General features: G+C 66.3%; 20 protein-coding genes. 12 read left to right on the top strand and 8 right to left on the bottom strand.

Annotation, left to right across the window (positions count from 1 at the left end):
• Window positions 1-58: 58 nt before the first annotated feature.
• Entirely contained in the window at window positions 59-1894 is a 1836-nt protein-coding gene (locus CEY09_RS28095; protein ID WP_088591119.1) for a gamma-glutamyltransferase family protein, read from the bottom strand.
• A 109-nt stretch (window positions 1895-2003) separates the two neighbouring features.
• On the opposite strand from CEY09_RS28095, the gene CEY09_RS28090 reads away from it, so the two are divergent.
• Window positions 2004-2948, top strand: a complete 945-nt coding sequence (locus tag CEY09_RS28090; protein ID WP_088591118.1) for a LysR family transcriptional regulator — start codon at window positions 2004-2006, stop codon at window positions 2946-2948.
• Window positions 2949-2954: 6 nt separating this feature from the next.
• Here CEY09_RS28090 and phnN read toward each other — a convergent pair whose 3' ends face one another.
• The 4 genes from phnN to phnF all read right to left on the bottom strand — a co-directional run bounded on the left by phnN (window position 2955) and on the right by phnF (window position 6316).
• Complete coding sequence (gene phnN, locus CEY09_RS28085) at window positions 2955-3542, bottom strand: phosphonate metabolism protein/1,5-bisphosphokinase (PRPP-forming) PhnN (RefSeq protein ID WP_088591117.1); 588 nt, start codon at window positions 3540-3542, stop codon at window positions 2955-2957.
• Window positions 3539-4282, bottom strand: a complete 744-nt coding sequence (locus CEY09_RS28080) for a DUF1045 domain-containing protein (RefSeq protein ID WP_088591116.1) — start codon at window positions 4280-4282, stop codon at window positions 3539-3541. Before CEY09_RS28080 ends, phnN begins: the two co-directional genes overlap by 4 nt.
• Window positions 4283-4284: 2 nt before the next feature.
• Window positions 4285-5478, bottom strand: coding sequence for an alpha-D-ribose 1-methylphosphonate 5-triphosphate diphosphatase (locus CEY09_RS28075; RefSeq protein WP_088591115.1), 1194 nt, complete (start codon window positions 5476-5478; stop codon window positions 4285-4287).
• A 115-nt stretch (window positions 5479-5593) separates the two neighbouring features.
• Window positions 5594-6316 (bottom strand): phosphonate metabolism transcriptional regulator PhnF, encoded by a 723-nt coding sequence (gene phnF / locus CEY09_RS28070; RefSeq protein ID WP_088591114.1) that lies wholly within the window; start codon window positions 6314-6316, stop codon window positions 5594-5596.
• Between the two features lie 184 nt (window positions 6317-6500).
• On the opposite strand from phnF, the gene phnG reads away from it, so the two are divergent.
• From phnG to CEY09_RS28030, 8 genes are all read left to right on the top strand, one after another.
• Window positions 6501-6971 carry a phosphonate C-P lyase system protein PhnG gene (gene phnG / locus CEY09_RS28065; RefSeq protein ID WP_088591113.1) on the top strand — a complete coding sequence of 157 codons (471 nt, stop codon included), beginning with the start codon at window positions 6501-6503 and terminating at the stop codon, window positions 6969-6971.
• A 1-nt stretch (window position 6972) separates the two neighbouring features.
• Window positions 6973-7590 carry a phosphonate C-P lyase system protein PhnH gene (gene phnH, locus CEY09_RS28060; protein ID WP_088591112.1) on the top strand — a complete coding sequence of 206 codons (618 nt, stop codon included), beginning with the start codon at window positions 6973-6975 and terminating at the stop codon, window positions 7588-7590.
• Window position 7591: 1 nt separating this feature from the next.
• A complete protein-coding gene (locus tag CEY09_RS28055; RefSeq protein WP_006222783.1) occupies window positions 7592-8707 on the top strand; it encodes a carbon-phosphorus lyase complex subunit in 1116 nt (371 codons plus the stop codon).
• Window positions 8704-9585: an alpha-D-ribose 1-methylphosphonate 5-phosphate C-P-lyase PhnJ gene (locus CEY09_RS28050; protein WP_088591111.1), complete on the top strand. Its 882-nt coding sequence runs from the start codon at window positions 8704-8706 to the stop codon at window positions 9583-9585. The genes CEY09_RS28055 and CEY09_RS28050 overlap by 4 nt, the downstream gene beginning before the upstream one ends.
• Window positions 9582-10358 carry a phosphonate C-P lyase system protein PhnK gene (gene phnK / locus CEY09_RS28045; RefSeq protein ID WP_088591110.1) on the top strand — a complete coding sequence of 259 codons (777 nt, stop codon included), beginning with the start codon at window positions 9582-9584 and terminating at the stop codon, window positions 10356-10358. The genes CEY09_RS28050 and phnK overlap by 4 nt, the downstream gene beginning before the upstream one ends.
• A gap of 2 nt (window positions 10359-10360) precedes the next feature.
• Window positions 10361-11080, top strand: a complete 720-nt coding sequence (phnL, locus tag CEY09_RS28040) for a phosphonate C-P lyase system protein PhnL (protein ID WP_006222786.1) — start codon at window positions 10361-10363, stop codon at window positions 11078-11080.
• A 2-nt stretch (window positions 11081-11082) separates the two neighbouring features.
• Window positions 11083-12282 (top strand): alpha-D-ribose 1-methylphosphonate 5-triphosphate diphosphatase, encoded by a 1200-nt coding sequence (locus CEY09_RS28035; protein ID WP_088591109.1) that lies wholly within the window; start codon window positions 11083-11085, stop codon window positions 12280-12282.
• 199 nt (window positions 12283-12481) lie between these two features.
• Window positions 12482-12916, top strand: coding sequence for a hypothetical protein (locus CEY09_RS28030; protein ID WP_088591108.1), 435 nt, complete (start codon window positions 12482-12484; stop codon window positions 12914-12916).
• Between the two features lie 34 nt (window positions 12917-12950).
• On the opposite strand, the gene CEY09_RS28025 is transcribed toward CEY09_RS28030, so the two are convergent.
• Together CEY09_RS28025 and CEY09_RS28020 are read right to left on the bottom strand one after the other, a co-directional pair.
• The gene (locus CEY09_RS28025) at window positions 12951-13328 is read right to left on the bottom strand and encodes a hypothetical protein (RefSeq protein ID WP_088591107.1); all 378 of its coding nucleotides are present in this window, start codon (window positions 13326-13328) and stop codon (window positions 12951-12953) included.
• Window positions 13329-13591: 263 nt separating this feature from the next.
• Window positions 13592-14890, bottom strand: coding sequence for a dicarboxylate/amino acid:cation symporter (locus CEY09_RS28020; protein WP_208625079.1), 1299 nt, complete (start codon window positions 14888-14890; stop codon window positions 13592-13594).
• 284 nt (window positions 14891-15174) lie between these two features.
• Here CEY09_RS28020 and CEY09_RS28015 point away from each other — a divergent pair, with 284 nt between their 5' ends.
• Both CEY09_RS28015 and fba read left to right on the top strand, forming a co-directional pair.
• Complete coding sequence (locus CEY09_RS28015; RefSeq protein ID WP_088591105.1) at window positions 15175-16074, top strand: SMP-30/gluconolactonase/LRE family protein; 900 nt, start codon at window positions 15175-15177, stop codon at window positions 16072-16074.
• 210 nt (window positions 16075-16284) lie between these two features.
• Complete coding sequence (gene fba, locus CEY09_RS28010) at window positions 16285-17349, top strand: class II fructose-bisphosphate aldolase (RefSeq protein WP_006222792.1); 1065 nt, start codon at window positions 16285-16287, stop codon at window positions 17347-17349.
• A gap of 96 nt (window positions 17350-17445) precedes the next feature.
• Here fba and CEY09_RS28005 read toward each other — a convergent pair whose 3' ends face one another.
• A complete protein-coding gene (locus tag CEY09_RS28005) occupies window positions 17446-17901 on the bottom strand; it encodes a GFA family protein (protein WP_088591104.1) in 456 nt (151 codons plus the stop codon).
• 265 nt (window positions 17902-18166) lie between these two features.
• On the opposite strand from CEY09_RS28005, the gene CEY09_RS28000 reads away from it, so the two are divergent.
• Window positions 18167-19048, top strand: coding sequence for a phosphoribosylaminoimidazolesuccinocarboxamide synthase (locus CEY09_RS28000; RefSeq protein WP_088591103.1), 882 nt, complete (start codon window positions 18167-18169; stop codon window positions 19046-19048).
• Window positions 19049-19198: the final 150 nt, after the last annotated feature.

Genomic DNA, 19198 nt, shown 5'->3' with positions numbered 1-19198 from the left:
TACCCCTTGTGCAAGTGCCGGTCTGGACGCCGGCTGGAATGGAACTGGTTGATGAAGATCATCGGCCGACCGCATAGCCCTGCATGCCGCGCGGATTGGCGCCGGCTCGCAGCAGCAATGCGCCACCCGCGGCGGGTTCGCGCGTGCAGGCGCTGATGCGGCCTTCGGACCAGGCGGGGCCGACCTTGACCTCGTGGCCGGCGTCGCGCAGCGCCTGGATGGTGGTTTCAGGCAAGCGGGACTCCACCGTCAGGCGGTTCAGCGTCAGCGTGCGCGGCCAGAACGAACCCGGGAAGTGGTCGATGTGCCAGGAAGGCGCGTCGATGGCTTCCTGCAGGTTCATGCCCATCGCATGGCGCAGGAAGAACGCCACGGTCCATTGGTCCTGCTGGTCGCCGCCCGGTGTGCCGAACGCCATATAGGGTTGCCCGTCGCGCAGCACCAGGCCGGGCGACAAGGTGGTGCAAGGGCGCTTGCCCGGCTGCAGCTGGCCCGCTACGCCCTCGTCCAGCCAGGTCATCTGCAGGCGAGTCGTCAAGGGGAAGCCCAGCCCCGGCACGACCGGGCTGGACGACAGCCAGCCACCCGAAGGCGTGGCGGCCACCATGTTGCCGTCGCGGTCGATGACGTCGATCTGGCAGGTGTCGCCCACGAAGATTTCGCGGGCGGCCCATTCCGCCACCGGCGGCAGGGCTGCAAACGTAGGCTCTCCTACGCCGAAGCGGATGTTGGAGGCAGCCAGCGTGCGATCGGCGGCGGCCAGGTCGGGCAGGCGGGGCGCGATGCCGGCGGGGCTGCCCGGTTGCAGTGTCGTGGACGCCCTTGAGCCGATGCCGGCGGCGCGTTGCTGCGCATATGTGTCGCTGAGCAACGCGGCAAACGGCACCTGCACGAAATCAGGGTCGCCATACCAGGCGGCGCGGTCGGCGAAGGCGAGTTTGGCGGCTTCAGCGATGCGGTGCACGAATTGCGGCGATGTGGGGTCCAGGGCGTCAACGCCCAAATGCCGCAGCATCGCCAACTGTTGCAGATGCACGGGCCCTTGCGACCAGGCGCCGCATTTGGCGACGGTGTAGCGGCCGTACTGCGTGGTGGCGGGTTCGTCGTAAGTGGCGCGCCAGTCGGCCAGGTCGGCTTTGCGCAGCAGCCCGCGGTTGCGTTGGCCGGTGGTGTCGCGCACGGATTCCTGGGTGTAGTAGGCGTCGATGGCGTCGGCGACGAAGCCACGGTACCAGCCATTGAGGGCCGCATCGATGCGGCCGCGGCGGTCGCTGCTTGCGGCATGCGCCTCGTCCAGGATGCGTGTGTAGGTGGCGGCGATGGCGGGCGTGCGGAACAGGGTGTCGGGCGCGGGCACGCGGCCTTCAGGCAGCCAGACGTCGCGGGAAGTCTTCCATTCGTCGCGGAACAAGGCTTGCACGGCCAGGATGGCCTGCGACACGCGGGGCACCAGCGGAAAGCCGTTGCGCGCGTAGTCGATGGCCGGTTGCAGCACGTCGGCCAGTTCCCACGTGCCGTAGTCGCGCAGCAGGGTGAGCCAGGCGCCGAACGCGCCGGGCACGGTGGCCGGCAGCAATCCGATGCCGGGTACCTGTTCCACGCCCAGGCCGCGGAAGTAGGCGGGCGTGGCCAGGGCGGGGGCGGGCCCCTGGCCGCAGAGCGCGCGCATGCGCTGTTCGCGTTCGCTCCAGAACAGGATGGGCACTTCGCCACCCGGCCCATTCAGGTGTGGTTCCACGATCTGCAAGGTGAAGCCGCCCGCCACGGCGGCGTCATAGGCGTTGCCGCCGCGCTCCAGCACGCCCATCGCGACTTGCGAGGCCAGCCAGTGCGTGGACGACACGACCCCGAAGGTGCCGCGGATTTCTGGACGGGTGGTGAAAGAGTCGCTCATTTGACGGTGACTGGCGGCGAGGGAAAGTGGATGGAAGTATAGGATCGAGAAATAACTTGATTTAGCTTTGTTGGCATAATTGAATAACCATTTGGTTATAGAGAAACCCATGAGCTGGGATGCCGCCCGTCTGGCCAACCGCCTGAAGCACCGCCACCTGGCGCTGCTGACCAACATCGCCAAGCATGGCTCGCTGACCCGGGTGGCGGCCGCCACCGGCATCAGCCAGCCCGCCGTCACCAAGGCTCTGGCCGAGCTGGAGGACATCTTCGGCGCGCCGCTCTTCCTGCGCAGCGGACGCGGCCTGCAGGCTACGCCGCTGGGAGAGCTGGCCCTGCTGCGAGCGCGCCACATGCAAAGCGATCTGGACCTGTGGGCGCGAGAAGTCGAGGCCCTGCATGCGGGCCGTTCCGCACATCTGAACGTGGGCGTGGTGCCGTACGTGTCCAGCGCCCTGCTGACGGCTGCCATCAGCCAACTGCATCGAGGCCACGGGGTGACGCTGACCCTGCACCGCGCCACCACAGATCACCTGGTGCCGATGCTGCGCCGGCATGAGCTGGACTGCATCATCAGCCGCGCGACGTCCACCGTGGCGCTGGACGACCTGATGCACCGGGTGCTCTACCACCAGCGCCCGCGCCTGATCGCGCACAGCCGCCTGGCGCAGCGCCTGGCCCGGCGCGCGCCGGACTGGCCCGCCGTGGCGTCCATGGACTGGGTATTGCCGGCGGCCAACACGCCCACGCGGCAGCTGATCATGGAGCACTTCATCCGAGCCGGGCTGCGTCCGCCGTCGCCGGTGCTGGAGGCCTACTCCACCGACGTGATCGAAGGCATGCTGACGATGAACGAGGCGCTGATCTCGGTCGTGCCCGAAGACATCGCGCGGGAACTCTGCCAACGCGGCAAGCTGGGCATGGTGCCCTGGGACTTCGGTTGGGAACTGCCGCCCATCAACCTGATCCGGCGCAAGCGCGAGCAGCCGCTGGCGGCCGAGGAGCGCTTTTCGGAAATCCTGCTGGAACTGTGCGGCAGCCCGCCGAAGACCTGAGCCGTTCTAGCGGGCCAGTTGTTCCCGCGCAATCGTCAGCAGGGCGGCGGCAGCCGATTCGGGCGCGCCGTTATTGCTGACCTGCTCCAGCCGGCATGCTTGCGGCACGGCAAAGGCCTGCGTGGCGCGCGATAGCCGTTGCGCGATCTGCTCGGCGCTTTCGCGCCCGCGGCCCGCCAGGCGGCGCGCAAGCAGGGCGGGATCCACGGTGACTTCCACGGCCGTCAATGCGGGATAGCGGGCATGCGCCGCTTCGAGGTGCGCGCGCGATCCGTTGATGATGACGGCCGCGCCGCAAGCCAGCCAGGTATCGATTTCGATGCCGATGCCGTAGTGCAGCCCATGGGTGGCCCAGCGCAGCGCGAAGCAGCCCAGCGCCGCGCGGCGGGCGAATTCTTCGGGGGTCAGGCGCAGCGCGTCTTCGCTGTCGCCGCTGTCGCGGGTGATGTAGCGGTGCGCGACCAGGACGGGTTCGCCGTCCTGCAGATGGGCGCGCAGCAGCCGCAGCAAGGTGTCCTTGCCGCTGCCGGAGGCGCCCATCAGGTAGATCAGCCGCGCGCCGTCTGCGGGCGAGGCCGGAGCCGGTCGGTTCATGGCGCGGGCGGCCCTTGCAGGTAGTCCGCGCCGACGGCGTCGGTGTGCGTGCCGTCAAAGTGGTAGTGGCGCGCCGCGACGAAATCGGCGCCGGGTTCAGGCTGGACGTAGACGCTGATGCCGGGCACCGCCATGGCCTGTCCGCGCAACGGATCCGCAAAGGCGGCGATGCCGCGTTGCGCCTGCTCCAGCGCATCGCCCGCCAGCTTGCCGGTCAGGGTGATGTGGAACGTGTAGGTGTCGAACACGTAGGGGTAGCCCCAGCGCGCCAGCATGGCCTGCTGTTCGGGCGGTAGCGATTGCGGCTGGCGGCGCGCGATTTCCTCTGGCGTGGGCGGCGCGCGCAGGTCGTCCAGGCCGCGCACGGCGGCGTCGGCCAGGGCCTGTATGCGGGCCTGGCCCTGCGTGTCGGATTCCGCGATGCGCCAGGCGAGAAAGCCGCGCAGCGTTTCGCATTCGAGTTCGACTTCGAACGGGGCGATGCCGCCGGCCAGTTCCCGCGCGGCGGCGTCCACCGCTTGGGGCGTAGCGCCTGCCCGCAGGCGGAAGGGCGGCTTCAAGGTGGCGTGCAGGCCGTAATGGCGCGGCGCCTCGGTCCAGGCGCGGGCGGACTCGGGCTGGCCTGGCGGGGGCGGCAGCGGCGCACCGGTGTCGGCGCAGCGGCCCAGCCAGCGGCTGCCGTGTTCGCGCCATGGGCCGGTGGGCGCCAGGTACAAGGCGTAGCGATGGGCGAGCGGCATGGTCAGGCTGCCATGCGCAGGCTGTTGTCGTGGCCGAATACGCGGGTCGCGTAGCGCAGTTCGCCGCCGACAATGGCGGCGACCACGCGCGGCAGTCCGGCCACCTGGTCGTCCACCACGATGGCGTCGGCGATCAGGCCCGGCGTCAATGCGCCGCGGTCTTTCAGGCCGGCGGCGCGCGCAGGGTTCATCGACACCAGGTTCCAGGCCTGCGCCAGCGGCAGCACGCCGTCCTGCACCAGCCGCATGACGGCGGCCAGCGGGGCGGGGTAGTAGTAGTCGGACGTCAGGATGTCGCACAGGCCGTCGCGCACCATCTCGGTGGCGCTCGGTGCGCCGGTGTGGCTGCCGCCGCGCACCACGTTGGGCGCGCCGAAGACGACGGAGTTGCCCAGGTCGCGGGCGACGCCGGCGGCTTCGCGGGTCAGCGGAAATTCCGCGACGCCGCAGCCCAACTGATGGTAGTAGCGGCGCGTGGCGGCGTCGGGGTCGTCGTGCGAGGCCACTTTCAAGCCGGCCGCCTGCGCGCAGGCGGTGAGCTCGCGCATGGCATCGGCCACGGAGTCGGCTGCGGACATCGCGGCGCGGATGCGTTCCTGGAAGGTGTCCAGGTCGCATTCGGCGCGGCTGGCGTATTGCATCAGCTTGCGGTCATCGCCCAGGCGGCGCGCCATGCTGGGCAGGTGGTCGTTCAGCGCCAGGAAGCGCACGCGGCCGTCGCGGATCCATTGCTGGGCCAGATCGACACCGCCCACGTGGTGGGTCTCGAAGCGCAGGTGTACGTAGTGCCGCGCGCCCATCATGTGTTGCATGCGTTCCAGTGCGTCGAACATGCGCTCGGCATAGGCCTCGCCGCGCAAGCCGCCTTCCCAGGACAGGGTCACGCCATGGAATTCGGTGGTGATGCCGTTGGCCAGCAGTTGGCGGTCGACGTCGAACAGCGCGCTGTCATACGGGAAGGTGACACTGGGCCGGGGCATGATGGCGCGCTCGAAGGCGTCGCCATGCAGATCGACGATGCCGGGCAGCACCAGCAGGTCGCCGGCGTCGAACCAGGGGGCGCCGCGGGCGGGCGTGGCGCCGCTGTCGTCGATCAGCCCGCCATGAAAGCGCAGACTGGCTTGTTCGACGCCGCGCGGCGTCAGGATGCGTTGGCCTGTGACACCGGCCAGGGGCGAGGGGGCGTGTGAGTTCATGGTGTGACGTTATCGATTCTGCATGACAACCAGATGTCTAGATGTGTGTTGTTGCTTTCAAACTCTTGTCGTACCCATCGCCGCCGGCGTGTCCCGGCGGCGATGGCCTGGCCGTCTAGCTTTGGTCCGCCACCATCAACTGCACGAGGTCGCCTACGAAGCGCGTGATGCTGTATTGCAGTGGGGCGCCTTCCTGGTCCACGTTCAGCGCTTCCACCTGAAGGATCGGCCGCGTCTTGGGCTGGCCCAACAGGCGGGCGACTTCGGGCGTGGGCAGCGCGGCGGTGATGCGTGACCATTTGCGCGTGTAGTCGCCGATGCCGTAGTGGGCATAGACCTTGGACACCGAACGCATCGCGGTCAGGCGATCTGCGAAGTCCGGAAAACGCTTTTCGTCGAAGAAGTGTTCGGATGCGCTGATCGGGCGGTTTTCAGCCTTGCCGACCATCTGCACGCGCAACAGCGGCGCCGAGCGGGCCAGCCCCAGATGCTTGGCGATGTCGGCCGCGCGCAGCGTTTGGCTGCCCAAGGCTTCCAGGTGGCCCAGCACGCCCTGGCTGCGCAGGTTCTCGGAAAAGCGCGTGCGCTTGCCGATGGCGTAATCGATGGCGTGTTCCTGCACGAAGGTGCCGCGTCCCTGTTCGATCCGGACCAGGCCGCTTTGCTCGAGCTCGCCCATGGCGCGCCGGATGGTGTGGCGGTTGACGGAAAACTTGGCGGCCAGCTCCGGCTCGGACGGCAGTTGTTCGCCTGCCATGTAGAGCTTGTTGCGGATGTCGTCCGCCAGGGACTCGCCGATTTGCCGCCAGACGGCGATGCCGGAACCTCTTTCAACCATAGGGTGCGCTCGTGCTGTCACATCAGCTTCATGAAGAATGGCTGTGATTGTGCCTGATGCGGCGGCCGCCGGATAGGCGGTGCACAGACGCCGCAACTGTCATCAAAAATTCACGCCAGGCTGTTGAACTTGGAATTCGGAGCGATCATACTTCATCCAGTCGTCTAGACGTATAGAGGAAATAATGGATCACTCACTAGCAGGACAGGACGCGGCCAACGCCCAGCGCGCCGCCTGGATGCGCGTGTTGTCGCTGGCCAGTCCGGCCGCGCTGGAAGGGGCGTTCAGTGCTCTGGGCAGTGTGCCAGCGCATCAGATGCTGCGTCCGGCGCAGACGGGCATGGCCATGGTGCGGGCGCGCAGCGGCGGCACCGGGGCGCGCTTCAACCTGGGGGAAATGACGGTGACACGTTGCGCCGTGACGCTGGGCGATGGCGTGGTCGGCGTGGCCTATGTGCAGGGCCGATCGTTGCGGCACGCCGAGCAGGCCGCCGTGGCCGATGCGCTGCTGCAATTGCCGGACTGGCACGACACCGTGCAGGCGCACCTGATCCAGCCGCTGGCGCGCCAGCATGCCGATCGGGTCGAGCGCCAGGCGCAGGTGGCGGAGCAGACCAAGGTGGAGTTCTTCACGATGGTGCGAGGCGAGGACTGACATGCAACAACAGATACTGAATGCCCCGGCCGCCAGCCGCGGCCTGCTGCCCGGGTTTGCCGATCCGGTCAACGACGCGCAAACCACCTTCCGCACGGCCTTGCAGGCCCTGGCGCATCCCGGGCGTGTCCACCAGATCGTCGCCGACACCGGCGTGCCGGCGGGCCTGTCGCCCGCGATGACGGCGCTGCTGCTGACGCTGGTGGACGTGGATACCCCGCTGTGGTTGCCGCGCACCGTGGGCGCCGACGTACTGGCGTTCCTGCGCTTTCATTGCGCCTGCCCCATCGTGCCTTCGCCCGCGTTGGCGCGTTTTGCGGCAGTGCCGGCCGGCTGCGACGCTCCGGCCTTGTCCGCCTGCCACCAGGGAGACCCCGCCTATCCCGATTTGTCCACCACGCTGCTGATGGACGTCGCGTCCCTGTCCGAGGGCGAGGCTGTCACCCTGTCTGGTCCGGGCATCCAGACGCGGCAGGCTCTGTCGGTCGATGGCCTTCCCGACGGCTTCTGGCGCGAATGGCGCCTGAATCATCAACGGTTTCCGCTGGGCGTCGATGTGTTCCTGACGCAGGGACGGCGGATGTGTGGATTGCCGCGCACGACGCGCGTGGAGAACTGACATGTATGTCGCCGTGAAAGGGGGCGAACGCGCCATCCTGAATTCCTACCGCATGCTGGACGACTACCGGCGGGGCGATCGCGAGATCCCCGAGCTGAGCCTGGACCAGATCCGCGAACAGATGCCGCTGGCGGTGTCGCGCGTCATGGCCGAAGGGTCGCTCTACGATCCGCAACTGGCCTCGCTGGCGCTCAAGCAGGCCGCCGGCGATGTGATCGAAGCGGTGTTCCTGCTGCGCGCCTATCGCACGACGCTATCGCGCTACGGCTATACGCAGCCAATCGACACGGGCGCGATGCGCCTGCAGCGTCGGATTTCCTCCACGTTCAAGGACGTGCCCGGCGGCCAGATCCTGGGCCCGACCTACGACTACACACAGCGCCTGCTGGATTTCTCGCTGGAGGCGCAGCGCGAAGCCGATGCGCTGCCGCCGGGAGACCAGGCGCTGGACAGCGACATGCCGCGGGTCACCGACCTGTTGGCGCATGACGACCTGATCGACGCCGAAGCCGTGCCGGAAGGCGATCCCGAGCCCTTCGACCTTACCCGCCAGCCGCTGGATTTTCCGGCGTCGCGCGCCGCCCGCCTGCAGAACCTGGCGCGCGCCGACGAAGGCTTCTTGCTGTCGATGGGGTATTCGACGCAGCGCGGTTATGGCAACACCCACCCGTTTGCCGCGGAGATCCGCTACGGCACGCTGGAAGTCGAGATGCACATTGAAGAACTCGGGTTTGCCGTGACCGTTGGCGAAATCGAGATTACCGAATGCCAGATGGTCAGCCAGTTCGCGGGCAATGCCGAAGAAGGGCCGAAGTTCACCCGGGGCTACGGGCTGACGTTCGGCTATGGCGAACGCAAGGCCATGTCGATGGCGCTGGTGGACCGCGCGTTGAAGGCGAAGGACTTGGGCGAACGCGCCGATTCTCCTGCCAACGACCACGAGTTCGTGCTTTATCACAGCGACAACGTCGAGGCCTCGGGCTTCGTGCAGCACCTGAAGCTGCCGCATTACGTGGATTTCCAGGCCAACCTGGAACTGTTGCGCCGCATGCGCGCCGAACGCGGCGCGCCCCAGCCGGCCACCAACGATCTGATGGACGAGGCGGTTTCCTCATGAGCGCACAACACGCAACGGTCGAACGCGACGACCACTACAACTTCGCGTATCTGGACGAGTCCACCAAGCGCATGCTGCGCCGCGCCCTGCTCAAGGCCGTGGCGATCCCGGGCTACCAGGTTCCCTTCGGCAGTCGCGAAATGCCGCTGCCCTATGGCTGGGGCACGGGCGGCATCCAGGTCACTGCGTCCATCATCGGCAAAGACGACGTGTTGAAGGTCATCGATCAGGGCTCGGACGACACCACGAACGCCATCAACATCCGGCGTTTCTTCGGGCGGGTCACGGGCGTGGCGACGACGGAATTCACGCCGGACGCCACCATCGTTCAGACACGCCACCGCATCCCCGAAACGCCGCTTGCCGAAGGGCAGGTGATGGTGTTCCAGGTGCCGATCCCGGAACCGCTGCGCTGGCTGGAACCGAGCGAAACCGAGACCCGCACGATGCATGCGCTGGCCGAATACGGTGGCATGCACGTCAAGCTGTACGAAGACATTGCACAGCATGGCCACATCGCCACCACCTACGACTACCCGGTCATCGTGAACGACCGTTACATGATGCGGCCGTCGCCGATTCCCAAGTTCGACAACCCCAAGCTGGACGGCAACCCGGCGCTGATGCTGTTCGGCGCGGGCCGGGAAAAGCGCGTGTACGCCGTGCCGCCCTACACCCGGGTCAAGAGTCTGGACTTCGAAGACCATCCTTTCACGGTAGAAAAGTGGAGCGAATGCTGCGACGTGTGCGGGTCGCGCGACAGCTTCCTGGACGAAATCATCCTGGACGACGCCGGTACGCGCCGCTTCGTCTGCTCGGACACCGAATACTGCAACCACCGCCAGACGCAGCAACGCGACAACGAGGCCGCCGCATGACTCCCCAACCTTTGCTTTCCGTGCGCAACATGACGCGCACGTGGGACGGCGTGCATGGCTGCCGCGACGTCAGCTTCGACCTGTATCCCGGCGAAGTGCTGTGCGTGGTCGGCGAGTCCGGCTCGGGCAAAAGCACCTTGTTGTCGGCCGTGTCGTACCAGACCCAGCCGGATGCCGGCAGCGTCTGGTACGACACGCGAGACCAGGGCTTCATCGATCTGGCCGCGATGCAAGGCGCGCGGTTGCGCTTGCTGTCGCGCACCGATTGGGGCTTCGTTCGTCAGAACGCCCGCGACGGCCTGCGCATGCAGGTCAGTGCTGGCGCGAACATCGCGGAACGTCTGATGGCGGTCGGCGACCGGCACTACGGCGACCTGCGTGAAGTGGCGGGGAACTGGCTGCAGAAAATGGAGATTGACGCGGGCCGGCTCGACGACACGCCGGTGTCGTTTTCGGGCGGCATGCAGCAGCGCTTGCAGATCGCTCGCAACCTGGTGACGCATCCGCGCCTGGTGTTCATGGACGAGCCCACCGCGTCGCTGGACGTGTCCGTGCAGGCGCGCCTGTTGGATCTGTTGCGCCAACTGGTGGCGGACCTGGGGCTGGCCGCCATCGTGGTCACGCACGATTTGGCCGTGGCGCGGCTGCTGGCGCACCGCACGCTGGTGATGCGCGGCGGCGTCGTGGTGGAAAGCGGGCTGACCGACCAGATTCTCGACGATCCCCAACACCCCTACACCCAGTTGCTGGTGTCTTCCATTCTGCAGAGCTGAACATGCGCGAAACCACTCCCATGATCGAGGTGCGGGGCCTCGGAAAGATGTTCACCCTGCACAACCAGGGCGGCATCCGCCTGCCCGTGCTGGATGCCGTGGATTTCGACGCGGCCGCCGGCGATTGCCTGGTGCTGGCCGGCCCGTCGGGCACCGGGAAAAGCACCCTGTTGCGCTGCCTGTACGGCAACTATTTGGCCACCGAGGGCAGCATCCGCGTGCGGGCCCACGGCGAATGGGTGGAGCTGGTGGGCGCGCCCGAGCAGCGCATCCTGGCGCTGCGCCGCGACGTCATCGGCTACGTCAGCCAGTTCCTGCGGGTCATCCCGCGCGTGTCGGCGCTGGACGTGGTGGCCGAGCCGCTGCGCATGGCGGGCGTGGATACGGAGGACGCCCGCAGTCAGGCCGGCGCGCTGCTGCAGCGCTTGAATGTGCCGCCACGCCTGTGGGGCCTGGCGCCGGCCACGTTTTCGGGGGGTGAACAGCAGCGCGTGAACATCGCGCGCGGCTTCATCGCCCGCCATCCCATCCTGTTGCTGGACGAACCCACCGCGTCACTGGACGCCGACAATCGCCGCGTCGTGATCGAGCTGATCCACGAAGCCCTGGCCGCGGGCCGTTGCCTGCTGGGTATTTTCCACGACGCCGAAGTGCGCGATGCCGTCGCGACGCAGACCCTCGCCTTGCGTCCGGCGCAACCCGCCACGGCGGACCTGGAGTAGACATGCTGAGCACCTACCTGACCCATGCCCGCGTGGTCATGCCCGACCGCGTCCTGGAAAACAGCGCCGTGCTGATCGACGACGGCCGCATCGTCGCCATCGATCCCGATGGCGCGAAGGCAGACCGGGAGATCGACCTGCAAGGCCAGACGCTGATGCCCGGGCTGATCGACCTGCACTGCGACGCCATTGAAAAGGAAGCCGAGCCGCGTTCCCGCGTGCTGTTCCCGCTGGACTTCGCGGTGGCCCAGGTGGACCGCCGCAACGCCGCGGCGGGCATCACCACGCCTTATCACGCGCTGTCGTTCGCCAACAAGGAATGGGGCGTGCGCAACAACAAGACGGCGGCGGAAGTGGTACGCACGGTGCGTGCCTTTCGTCAGCACAGCCTCGTCGACAACCGCGTGCACTGCCGCTACGAAGTCACCGACGAGACCTCGGTGGACGTGCTGCGCGCCTTGATGGACGAGGGCGCGGTGGACCTGCTGTCGGTGATGGATCATTCGCCCGGCCAGGGGCAGTTCAAGACGCTGGAATCCTATCTTCAGTACATGATGGGCAACCATGCGATGAGCCGCGAGCAGGCGGAAGAGGCCGCCCATGCCAAGACGCGCGGCAAGGACGGCGCGGTCGGCCGGGTGGAGGCCTTGCTGTCGCACGCGCAGTCGCTGGGCATTCCGACGGCCAGCCACGACGACGACTCCATCCACCGCATTGCCACCATGCGCAATCTGGGCGTGGGGATGAGCGAATTCCCGATCACGCTGGACACGGCGCGCGCTGCGGTGTCTTGCGGCCTGCCGACGATCCTGGGCGCACCCAACGTGCTGCGGGGCCAGAGCCAGAGCGGATCGATGCGCGCCATCGACGCCATCCGGGCCGGCGTGGCCAGCTGCCTGTGTTCCGACTATCAGCCCTCCACGCTGATCGCCGCGGCGTTTGCGGTGGCCGCGCAGACCGACCTGACGTGGCCGCAGGCCATCGCGCTGGTCACGGCGAATCCCGCGGACGCTTGCGGGCTGACCGACCGCGGCCGTATCGCAGTGGGGCAGCGGGCGGATCTGGTGGCGGTGGCGCGGGTCGGCGGCATGCCCTTGATCAGTCACACCTGGTCAGCGGGCCGGCTGGTATTCTCGACCCACTATCTGCCGGCTCGCGAGCCGGTGGCGGCCCTGCGCGACGTCCAGCGCGTGGCGGCCTGACGGAGCTGCCGCCTTTGCCGCATTTGCTGCTGGAACGCGTCCAGGCGCAAAAACATCCCTCCCGGTCACAGACGGGGTGCCCCGCATCTGGTTAAATGGCGAAAGGGCGTAACGGCCTAAGGCGGAGCCGCGTTCTTGCGGCTTGCTCAGGCGAAGCCGTACTTTTCACGGTTCGCCATCCAATTTTCCGGAGCGCGCGATGGCACGATTCAATTTCACCCAAGACCCCGAAGAACCCGATCTGTGGGCGGCCGAGAACGTGCCCGCCGGCAACGGCCGTCCGCCCATCCACGTCATGATCCAGACGGACGGCGAAGAGCCTGACAGCGGTGCGTCCAAGGTGGTCAAGGCCATCATCGACAATCTGGACGACCACATCCTGGCAGCGTCCGAGTTCCTGCTGGACAACTATTCCTACGAGCACTGCAAGAAGCTCGGCATCGAAGACGACCAGTTGCTGAAGGAAGAAACCGCGGAAGCCATGGCCGAAAAGGCCGTACTGCGTGCGCTGTGGCTCTTCGACGAAGACGGCGACGGCTACGAACTGTGGTTCACGCTGCCGTGGGATCCGGTCCACACCTACGACGTCGAATTCGAAGACGGCTCGCCGGTGTCCTGCTCGGTCAACGACTAAGCCTGAACGCCTGGCAGGCGGGTGGGGCGGGTTGTCAGTGGACCAGCTCGAACTTCGTCGCCAGGCTCTGCCCCAGCGATTCGTCGTAGCGGTAGCGCAATTTAAGCGGCTTACCCTTGCGGATCTGGCCGGGCGCCGTGTTCTCAAGCGTGACGTCGATGTCGCGGTCCACGAATTCCGTGCAATCCGTATCGGCGCGTGCGCCATCGGGGATGTCGGCCGCTTTGACTTTCAGCCGGAACGTCGTCTGTGCGAGTTCGGTGCCATCGGTACGGTACTGACGCATCTGCACGGCGGGAGTGGAAGCCGTGCCGGACAGGTCGCACGAAATGCGTGTCCAGGCATGGGCGGCAGGCACGATGGCCGTCATGGCAATCGCTGCCAGAATGCCGCGCAGGGGAAGGGGTGTCATGGCATGCGTATCGCGCGTGGCGCCGTGGCGCCGCGCCGGGAGTCAGGCAAGGGAGTCTTATGTTGCTCCCGCCGATGCCGGCAGGTCAAGCGATCAGGTGTTAAAAAAAAGCGGGCCGCGGCCCGCTTTTTTTATCGCCGTGCCGCCAATACACGCAGTGTGCGCGGTGTGGGGGCCCCTTTTATCGCCGGGCCGCCCCAAGATAAAAGCGCCCCCTCGGGGGGCAGCAAGCACACGTAGTGTGCGCAGCGTGGGGGCTATTGTCATGCATCCTGGTTGGCGGGCTTGCCCGTGGCCGCGCGGGCGTCGTCTGCCGGCGCGCCTTCAGGCTGGTCGCCGCGGTCGTCTTCCAGCTTGGCGATCACCGCGGTGGCCAGGCTGTTGCCGACCACGTTGGTTGCCGTGCGGCCCATGTCGAAGAACTGGTCGATGCCCATGATCAGCAGCAGGCCGGCTTCCGGCAGATGGAACATCGGCAGGGTGGCGGCCACGACAACAAGCGAGGCGCGCGCCACGCCGGCCATGCCCTTGCTGGTCACCATCAGCACCAGCAGCAGCGTCAATTGCTGCGCAAAGCTCATTTCGATGTTGTAGGCCTGCGCGATGAACAGCACCGCAAAGGACTGGTACATCATCGAACCGTCCAGGTTGAACGAGTAGCCCAGCGGCAGGACGAAGCCCGAAATGCGCTTGGACACGCCAAAACGCTCAAGCGCTTCGATGGTCTTCGGATAGGCCGATTCGCTGCTGGCAGTGGAAAAGGCCAGCAGGGTGGGCTCCTTGATCAAGCCGCCCAGGCGGCGCGTGGACTTGCCCAGGAACAGGTAACCCACGCCGAACAGGATGGCCCACAGCAGCGCCAGGCCCAGGTAGAACTCGCCGATCAGCTTGCCGTAGCTGACCAGCACGCCCAGGCCTTCGGTGGTGATGGCGGCGGCCATGGCGGCGAACACACCCAGCGGCGCGAAACGCATCACGTAATCCGTCACGCGGAACATGATCTTGGCCAGTTCGTCGATCATGTTGTAGATCGTGTTATGGCCCTTGCTGCGGATGAAGGACAGCGCGGCGCCGAAGAACAGCGAGAACACCAGGATCTGCAGGATCTCGTTGTTGGCCATGGCTTCCGCAATGCTCTTGGGGAACACGTGCGCAATGAAGGCCTTGAGCGTGAAGTCGCCCGTCTTCAGTCCCGATGTGATGCCCGCATCGGGAATTGCCAGGTTCATGTGCGCGCCGGGCTGGAAGATATTGACCAGCAGCAGGCCCAGCAGCAGCGAAATCGCGGAGGCAGCGATGAACCAGACCATGGCGCGCAGGCCGATGCGGCCCACGGCGTTGGCGTCGCTCATGCTGGCCAGGCCGGACACCAGCGTGGCGAACACCAGCGGGGCGATGATCATCTTGATCATGCGCAGGAAGATATCCGTGATGAGGCTGAAGTACGACGCGATCTGCGCCGCGTCTTTCGCGTCATGCGCTGTCTGGTTGCAGAGGTAGCCCACCACGATGCCCAACACCATCGCGATGCCGATGTAGCGCGTCAGCTTCTTTGTATTCATGATCAAAACGGAAACAGGGACCTGTCGCGGAGCCCGGGTAAGGGGCGGGGCCCGCCGGCATAGGGCGGGGCACGACAGTCCGGTGACGGATATGCCAGGGACGTCCCGGGTGTGCGGGTTTTCCCTTGGGGCGTGATGTTAATGCCGCAAAGCTGACAGTTAGTTGTCAGGTCGGGGACGGATCACTCATGCCAGAATGGGCCGGCGCCAAGGCCCGGTCGGCCATCGCGGCGCATCGAAAAAAGAACCGGCCCCGACCGGGGCGATAGACAGGAGACAAGGCAATGCCGAAACGCGAATTGTCCGTGCTGGCTTCCGGGTACACCTACCTGGAAGGCTTGCGGTGGCACGAAGACCGCCTGTGGGCGTCGGACTTCTATACGGAACAGGTGATTGCCGTGGACCTCCAGGGGCGGGTCGAGCAGATCTGCCGCGTGCCCCAGCAGCCATCCGGCCTGGGATGGCTGCCCGACGGGCGCCTTTTGATCTCGTCCATGAAAGACCGCAAAGTGCTTCGCCGCGAGCCTGACGGCACGCTGGCTGTGCATGCCGACCTGTCTGCGCTGACGGGCGGGCATATCAACGACATGGTGGTGGATGCCCAGGGCCGTGCTTACGTGGGCAATTTTGGCTTCGACCTGATGGCAGGCGCGCCAGTCGCCACGACGACCCTGGTGCGCGTGGACACGGACGGCGTCGCGCAGGTGGTGGCCGACGGGCTGTGCTTTCCCAACGGTTCTTTCATCACGCCGGACGGCAAGACGCTGATCGTCAACGAGACCTTCGGCAACCGCATCTCTGAATTCGACATCCAGGCCAATGGGGCGCTGGGGCCCCGGCGGGACTGGGCGGACTTCGGCGCGCTGCCTGACAGCGACGACCTGTCGGTGCTGATCGCGGCGTCGGCCATCGGTCCGGACGGCGGGGCGCTGGACGCGGAAGGGGCGGTCTGGGTGGCGGATGCCATCGGCAAGCGGATCGTGCGGGTCGCGCGCGGCGGCAAGATCCTGGAGCAGATCGACACGGGCGAATTCGGCATCTTCGCCGCGGCGCTGGGCGGGCCGGACGGCCGCACGCTGTTCATGGCGGCGGCGCCCGACTTCATCGAAGCCAACCGCCGCGCCAAACCCGAAGGCCGGATCCTGATGACGCGGGTCGACGTGCCGCACGCCGGCAGGCCCTGAGCGGCCGTTCCGGGGCCGGCTGGCTTAGGCCGCTTGTGCCGGAATGGGCCGGACGCCGTAGCAATTGGACGGGGTCCTCCCCCGTCCGTCTTCGCCTGAATGGACCGGATACGGCCGGTTGCAAGACCTTTCAGCGATTCCCCCGTAAAATCACCTTATTCAGCAGGACTTCAACCATCTTTTAATAGACAGTACTTAGGAGGACCACTCATGGCCCTAGTCTCCATGCGCCAGTTGCTCGACCATGCCGCCGAGCACGGCTACGGCATTCCGGCTTTCAACGTCAACAACCTGGAACAGGTTCAGGCCATCATGGAAGCCGCTGCGGAGACCGACAGCCCGGTGATCATGCAGGCCTCGGCCGGCGCGCGCAAATACGCGGGCGAAGGCTTCCTGAAGCACCTGATCCAGGCCGCGGTGGAATCCTATCCGCACATCCCCGTCGTGATGCACCAGGATCACGGCCAGTCGCCCAAGGTCTGCCAAGGCGCCATCGACCTGGGATTCTCCAGCGTGATGATGGACGGTTCGCTGAAGGAAGACGGCAAGACCATCGCCGACTACGACTACAACGTCGAAGTCACCAAGAAGGTCGTAGACGTCGCCCACAAGCTGGGCGTGACCGTTGAAGGCGAGCTCGGCTGCCTGGGTTCCCTGGAAACCATGGAAGGCGACAAGGAAGACGGCCACGGCGCCGACGGCAAGCTGACCATGGATCAACTGCTGACCGATCCGGAACAAGCCGCCGACTTCGTGCGTCGCACGCAGCTGGACGCCCTGGCGATCGCCATCGGCACCAGCCACGGCGCCTACAAGTTCACGCGCAAGCCCACCGGCGACATCCTGTCGATCGCCCGCATCAAGGAAATCCACGCCCGCCTGCCCAACACCCACCTGGTGATGCACGGCAGCTCCAGCGTGCCGCAGGAACTGTTGGCCGAAATCCGCGAATTCGGCGGCAACATGAAGGAAACCTACGGCGTGCCCGTCGAGGAAATCCAGGAAGCCATCAAGTACGGCGTGCGCAAGATCAATATCGATACGGATATTCGTCTGGCCATGACCGGCGCGATCCGCCGCTTCTTTGCCGAGAACCCCGAAAAGTTCGACCCGCGCGAATACCTGAAGCCCGCCCGCGCCGCCGCCAAGGCGATCTGTGTGGCTCGCTACACGGAATTCGGCACGGCTGGCAACGCCAGCAAGATCCGTGCGCTGCCGCTGACCGAAATCGCCGCGCAATACGCGTCGGGCAAGCTGTCGCAAGTGGTGCAATAAGTTGCCGTACGCCGCCTTCGGGTGGCGGTCTGGCAGTGAAAAGGGGCGCGTCCATTTGGACCCGCCCCTTTTTTTGCGTCGTGTTCGGCGCTAGCGTCAGCCCCCCGGCGCGTTCCTGGGGAAATGCGGCACGCTGCGGTCCACGTGGTGCCAGGACGGCGCTGAGCTCGTCCACAGGCTGGCCTTGGAGTGGAAAGCCTCCGGATCGTCCAGCGATCCAGCTCGCACCACTTCGTACCCCATGCCCTCGGAGCCGCCGAACAGCGGCGTGCCACAGGCGGCGCAGAAGCTGCGCATGACGGTGTGGCCGGAATCGCCCTTGTAGCGGTGTTCCTTGGCCTGGCCGCGCAGCATCGTCACAGAGCCGGCGGGGAAGATCAGGGCATGGGCCGGAGCGCCGCCGCTGGAATACTGGCAGTCCCGGCAATGACAGGTGGCGGCCGTGATCGGCTCGTCGGTGACGGCGTAGCGGACGGCGCCGCACTGGCACCCGCCAGTCAGGTGTACCTGCGCGTCGGCGGCGGACGGGCGTTTGAGGGAAGCATCCTGCATACGGCTTTGTCTCCGGGCGTAAGGTCTGCGCCGTGACGCCCAGGGGCGGCCGGCGCGAATAGTGGGTTGGAAATCCAAGCCTAACCCGGCCCCCGCCGCCCGGCAAGGCAGACATATTTGCAGTAATCTATGCGCTTTGCAGGGTTCGGGCCTCGGCGCTTCGTGCGTCATGCGCCGTCCCCCGTGCAGGTTCCGATTTCGTTCTACTTCCCGCCCTGGCGTTTGCCCGAGGCGGGAATCTTCATTTTTGCCATAGGCCATTCCCGTGACTTCTGCTTTGCATCAATCCAGCATCAAGTCCTTGCCGCTGCTGGGCCGCGGTAAGGTGCGCGATATGTACGCGGTGGGCGACGACAAGTTGCTGATCGTCGCGTCGGATCGTATCTCCGCTTTCGACGTGATTCTTGACGATCCCATTCCCGGCAAGGGACAGGTGCTGACCGAGCTGACCGAATTCTGGTTGCAGAAGCTGGCCCACATCCTGCCGAACCACTCCACGGGCGTGAAGCCCGAAGACGTGGTGGCCCCGGACGAAGTGGACCAAGTGCGCGGCCGCGCCGTCGTGGTCAAGCGCTTGAAGCCGATCCTGGTGGAAGCGGTTGCCCGCGGCTACCTGATCGGTTCCGGCTGGAAAGACTACCAGTCCAGCGGCGCCATCTGCGGCATCAAGCTGCCCGCCGGCCTGCAGCAGGCCAGCCAGTTGCCCGAGCCCATCTTCACGCCCGCCGCCAAGGCCGAATTCGGCATGCACGACGAAAACGTCGACTTCGCGCACGTGGTCAAGGAAGTCGGCCAGGAACTGGCCGAGCGCATCCGCGACGTCACGCTCAAGCTGTACGCCGAAGCCGCCAAGTTCGCCGCCACCAAGGGCATCATCATCGCCGACACCAAGTTCGAATTCGGCTTGGACGACAACGGCACGCTGCATTTGATGGACGAAGTGCTGACGCCCGATTCGTCGCGCTTCTGGCCGGCTGACGGCTACCGCGTCGGCATCAGCCCCCCGTCGTTCGACAAGCAGTTCGTGCGCGACTGGCTCGAAACCCAGACCTGGGACAAAACCCCGCCCGCCCCGCGCCTGCCGCAGGACGTGCTGGAAAAGACGGCCGCCAAGTACCGCGAAGCGCTGGATCGCCTGATCGCCTGATCCCTCCCGCCGCTGACGAAAACCCGCTCTCGTGAACTGACCCCCGAAAGTTGGACGTAGATCCAACCTTCGGGGGTTTTTACATGGCGAAGTACGACGAGAACTTCAAGCTCAAGGTAGTCAGGCAGTATCTGTCCGGAACAGGAGGCA

This window comes from Achromobacter marplatensis, from assembly GCF_002209535.1.
Taxonomy (GTDB): Bacteria; Pseudomonadota; Gammaproteobacteria; order Burkholderiales; family Burkholderiaceae_B; genus Achromobacter; species Achromobacter marplatensis.
Note: the sequence above shows the minus strand (reverse complement) of the source record. Positions and strands in the feature narration are given on the sequence as shown.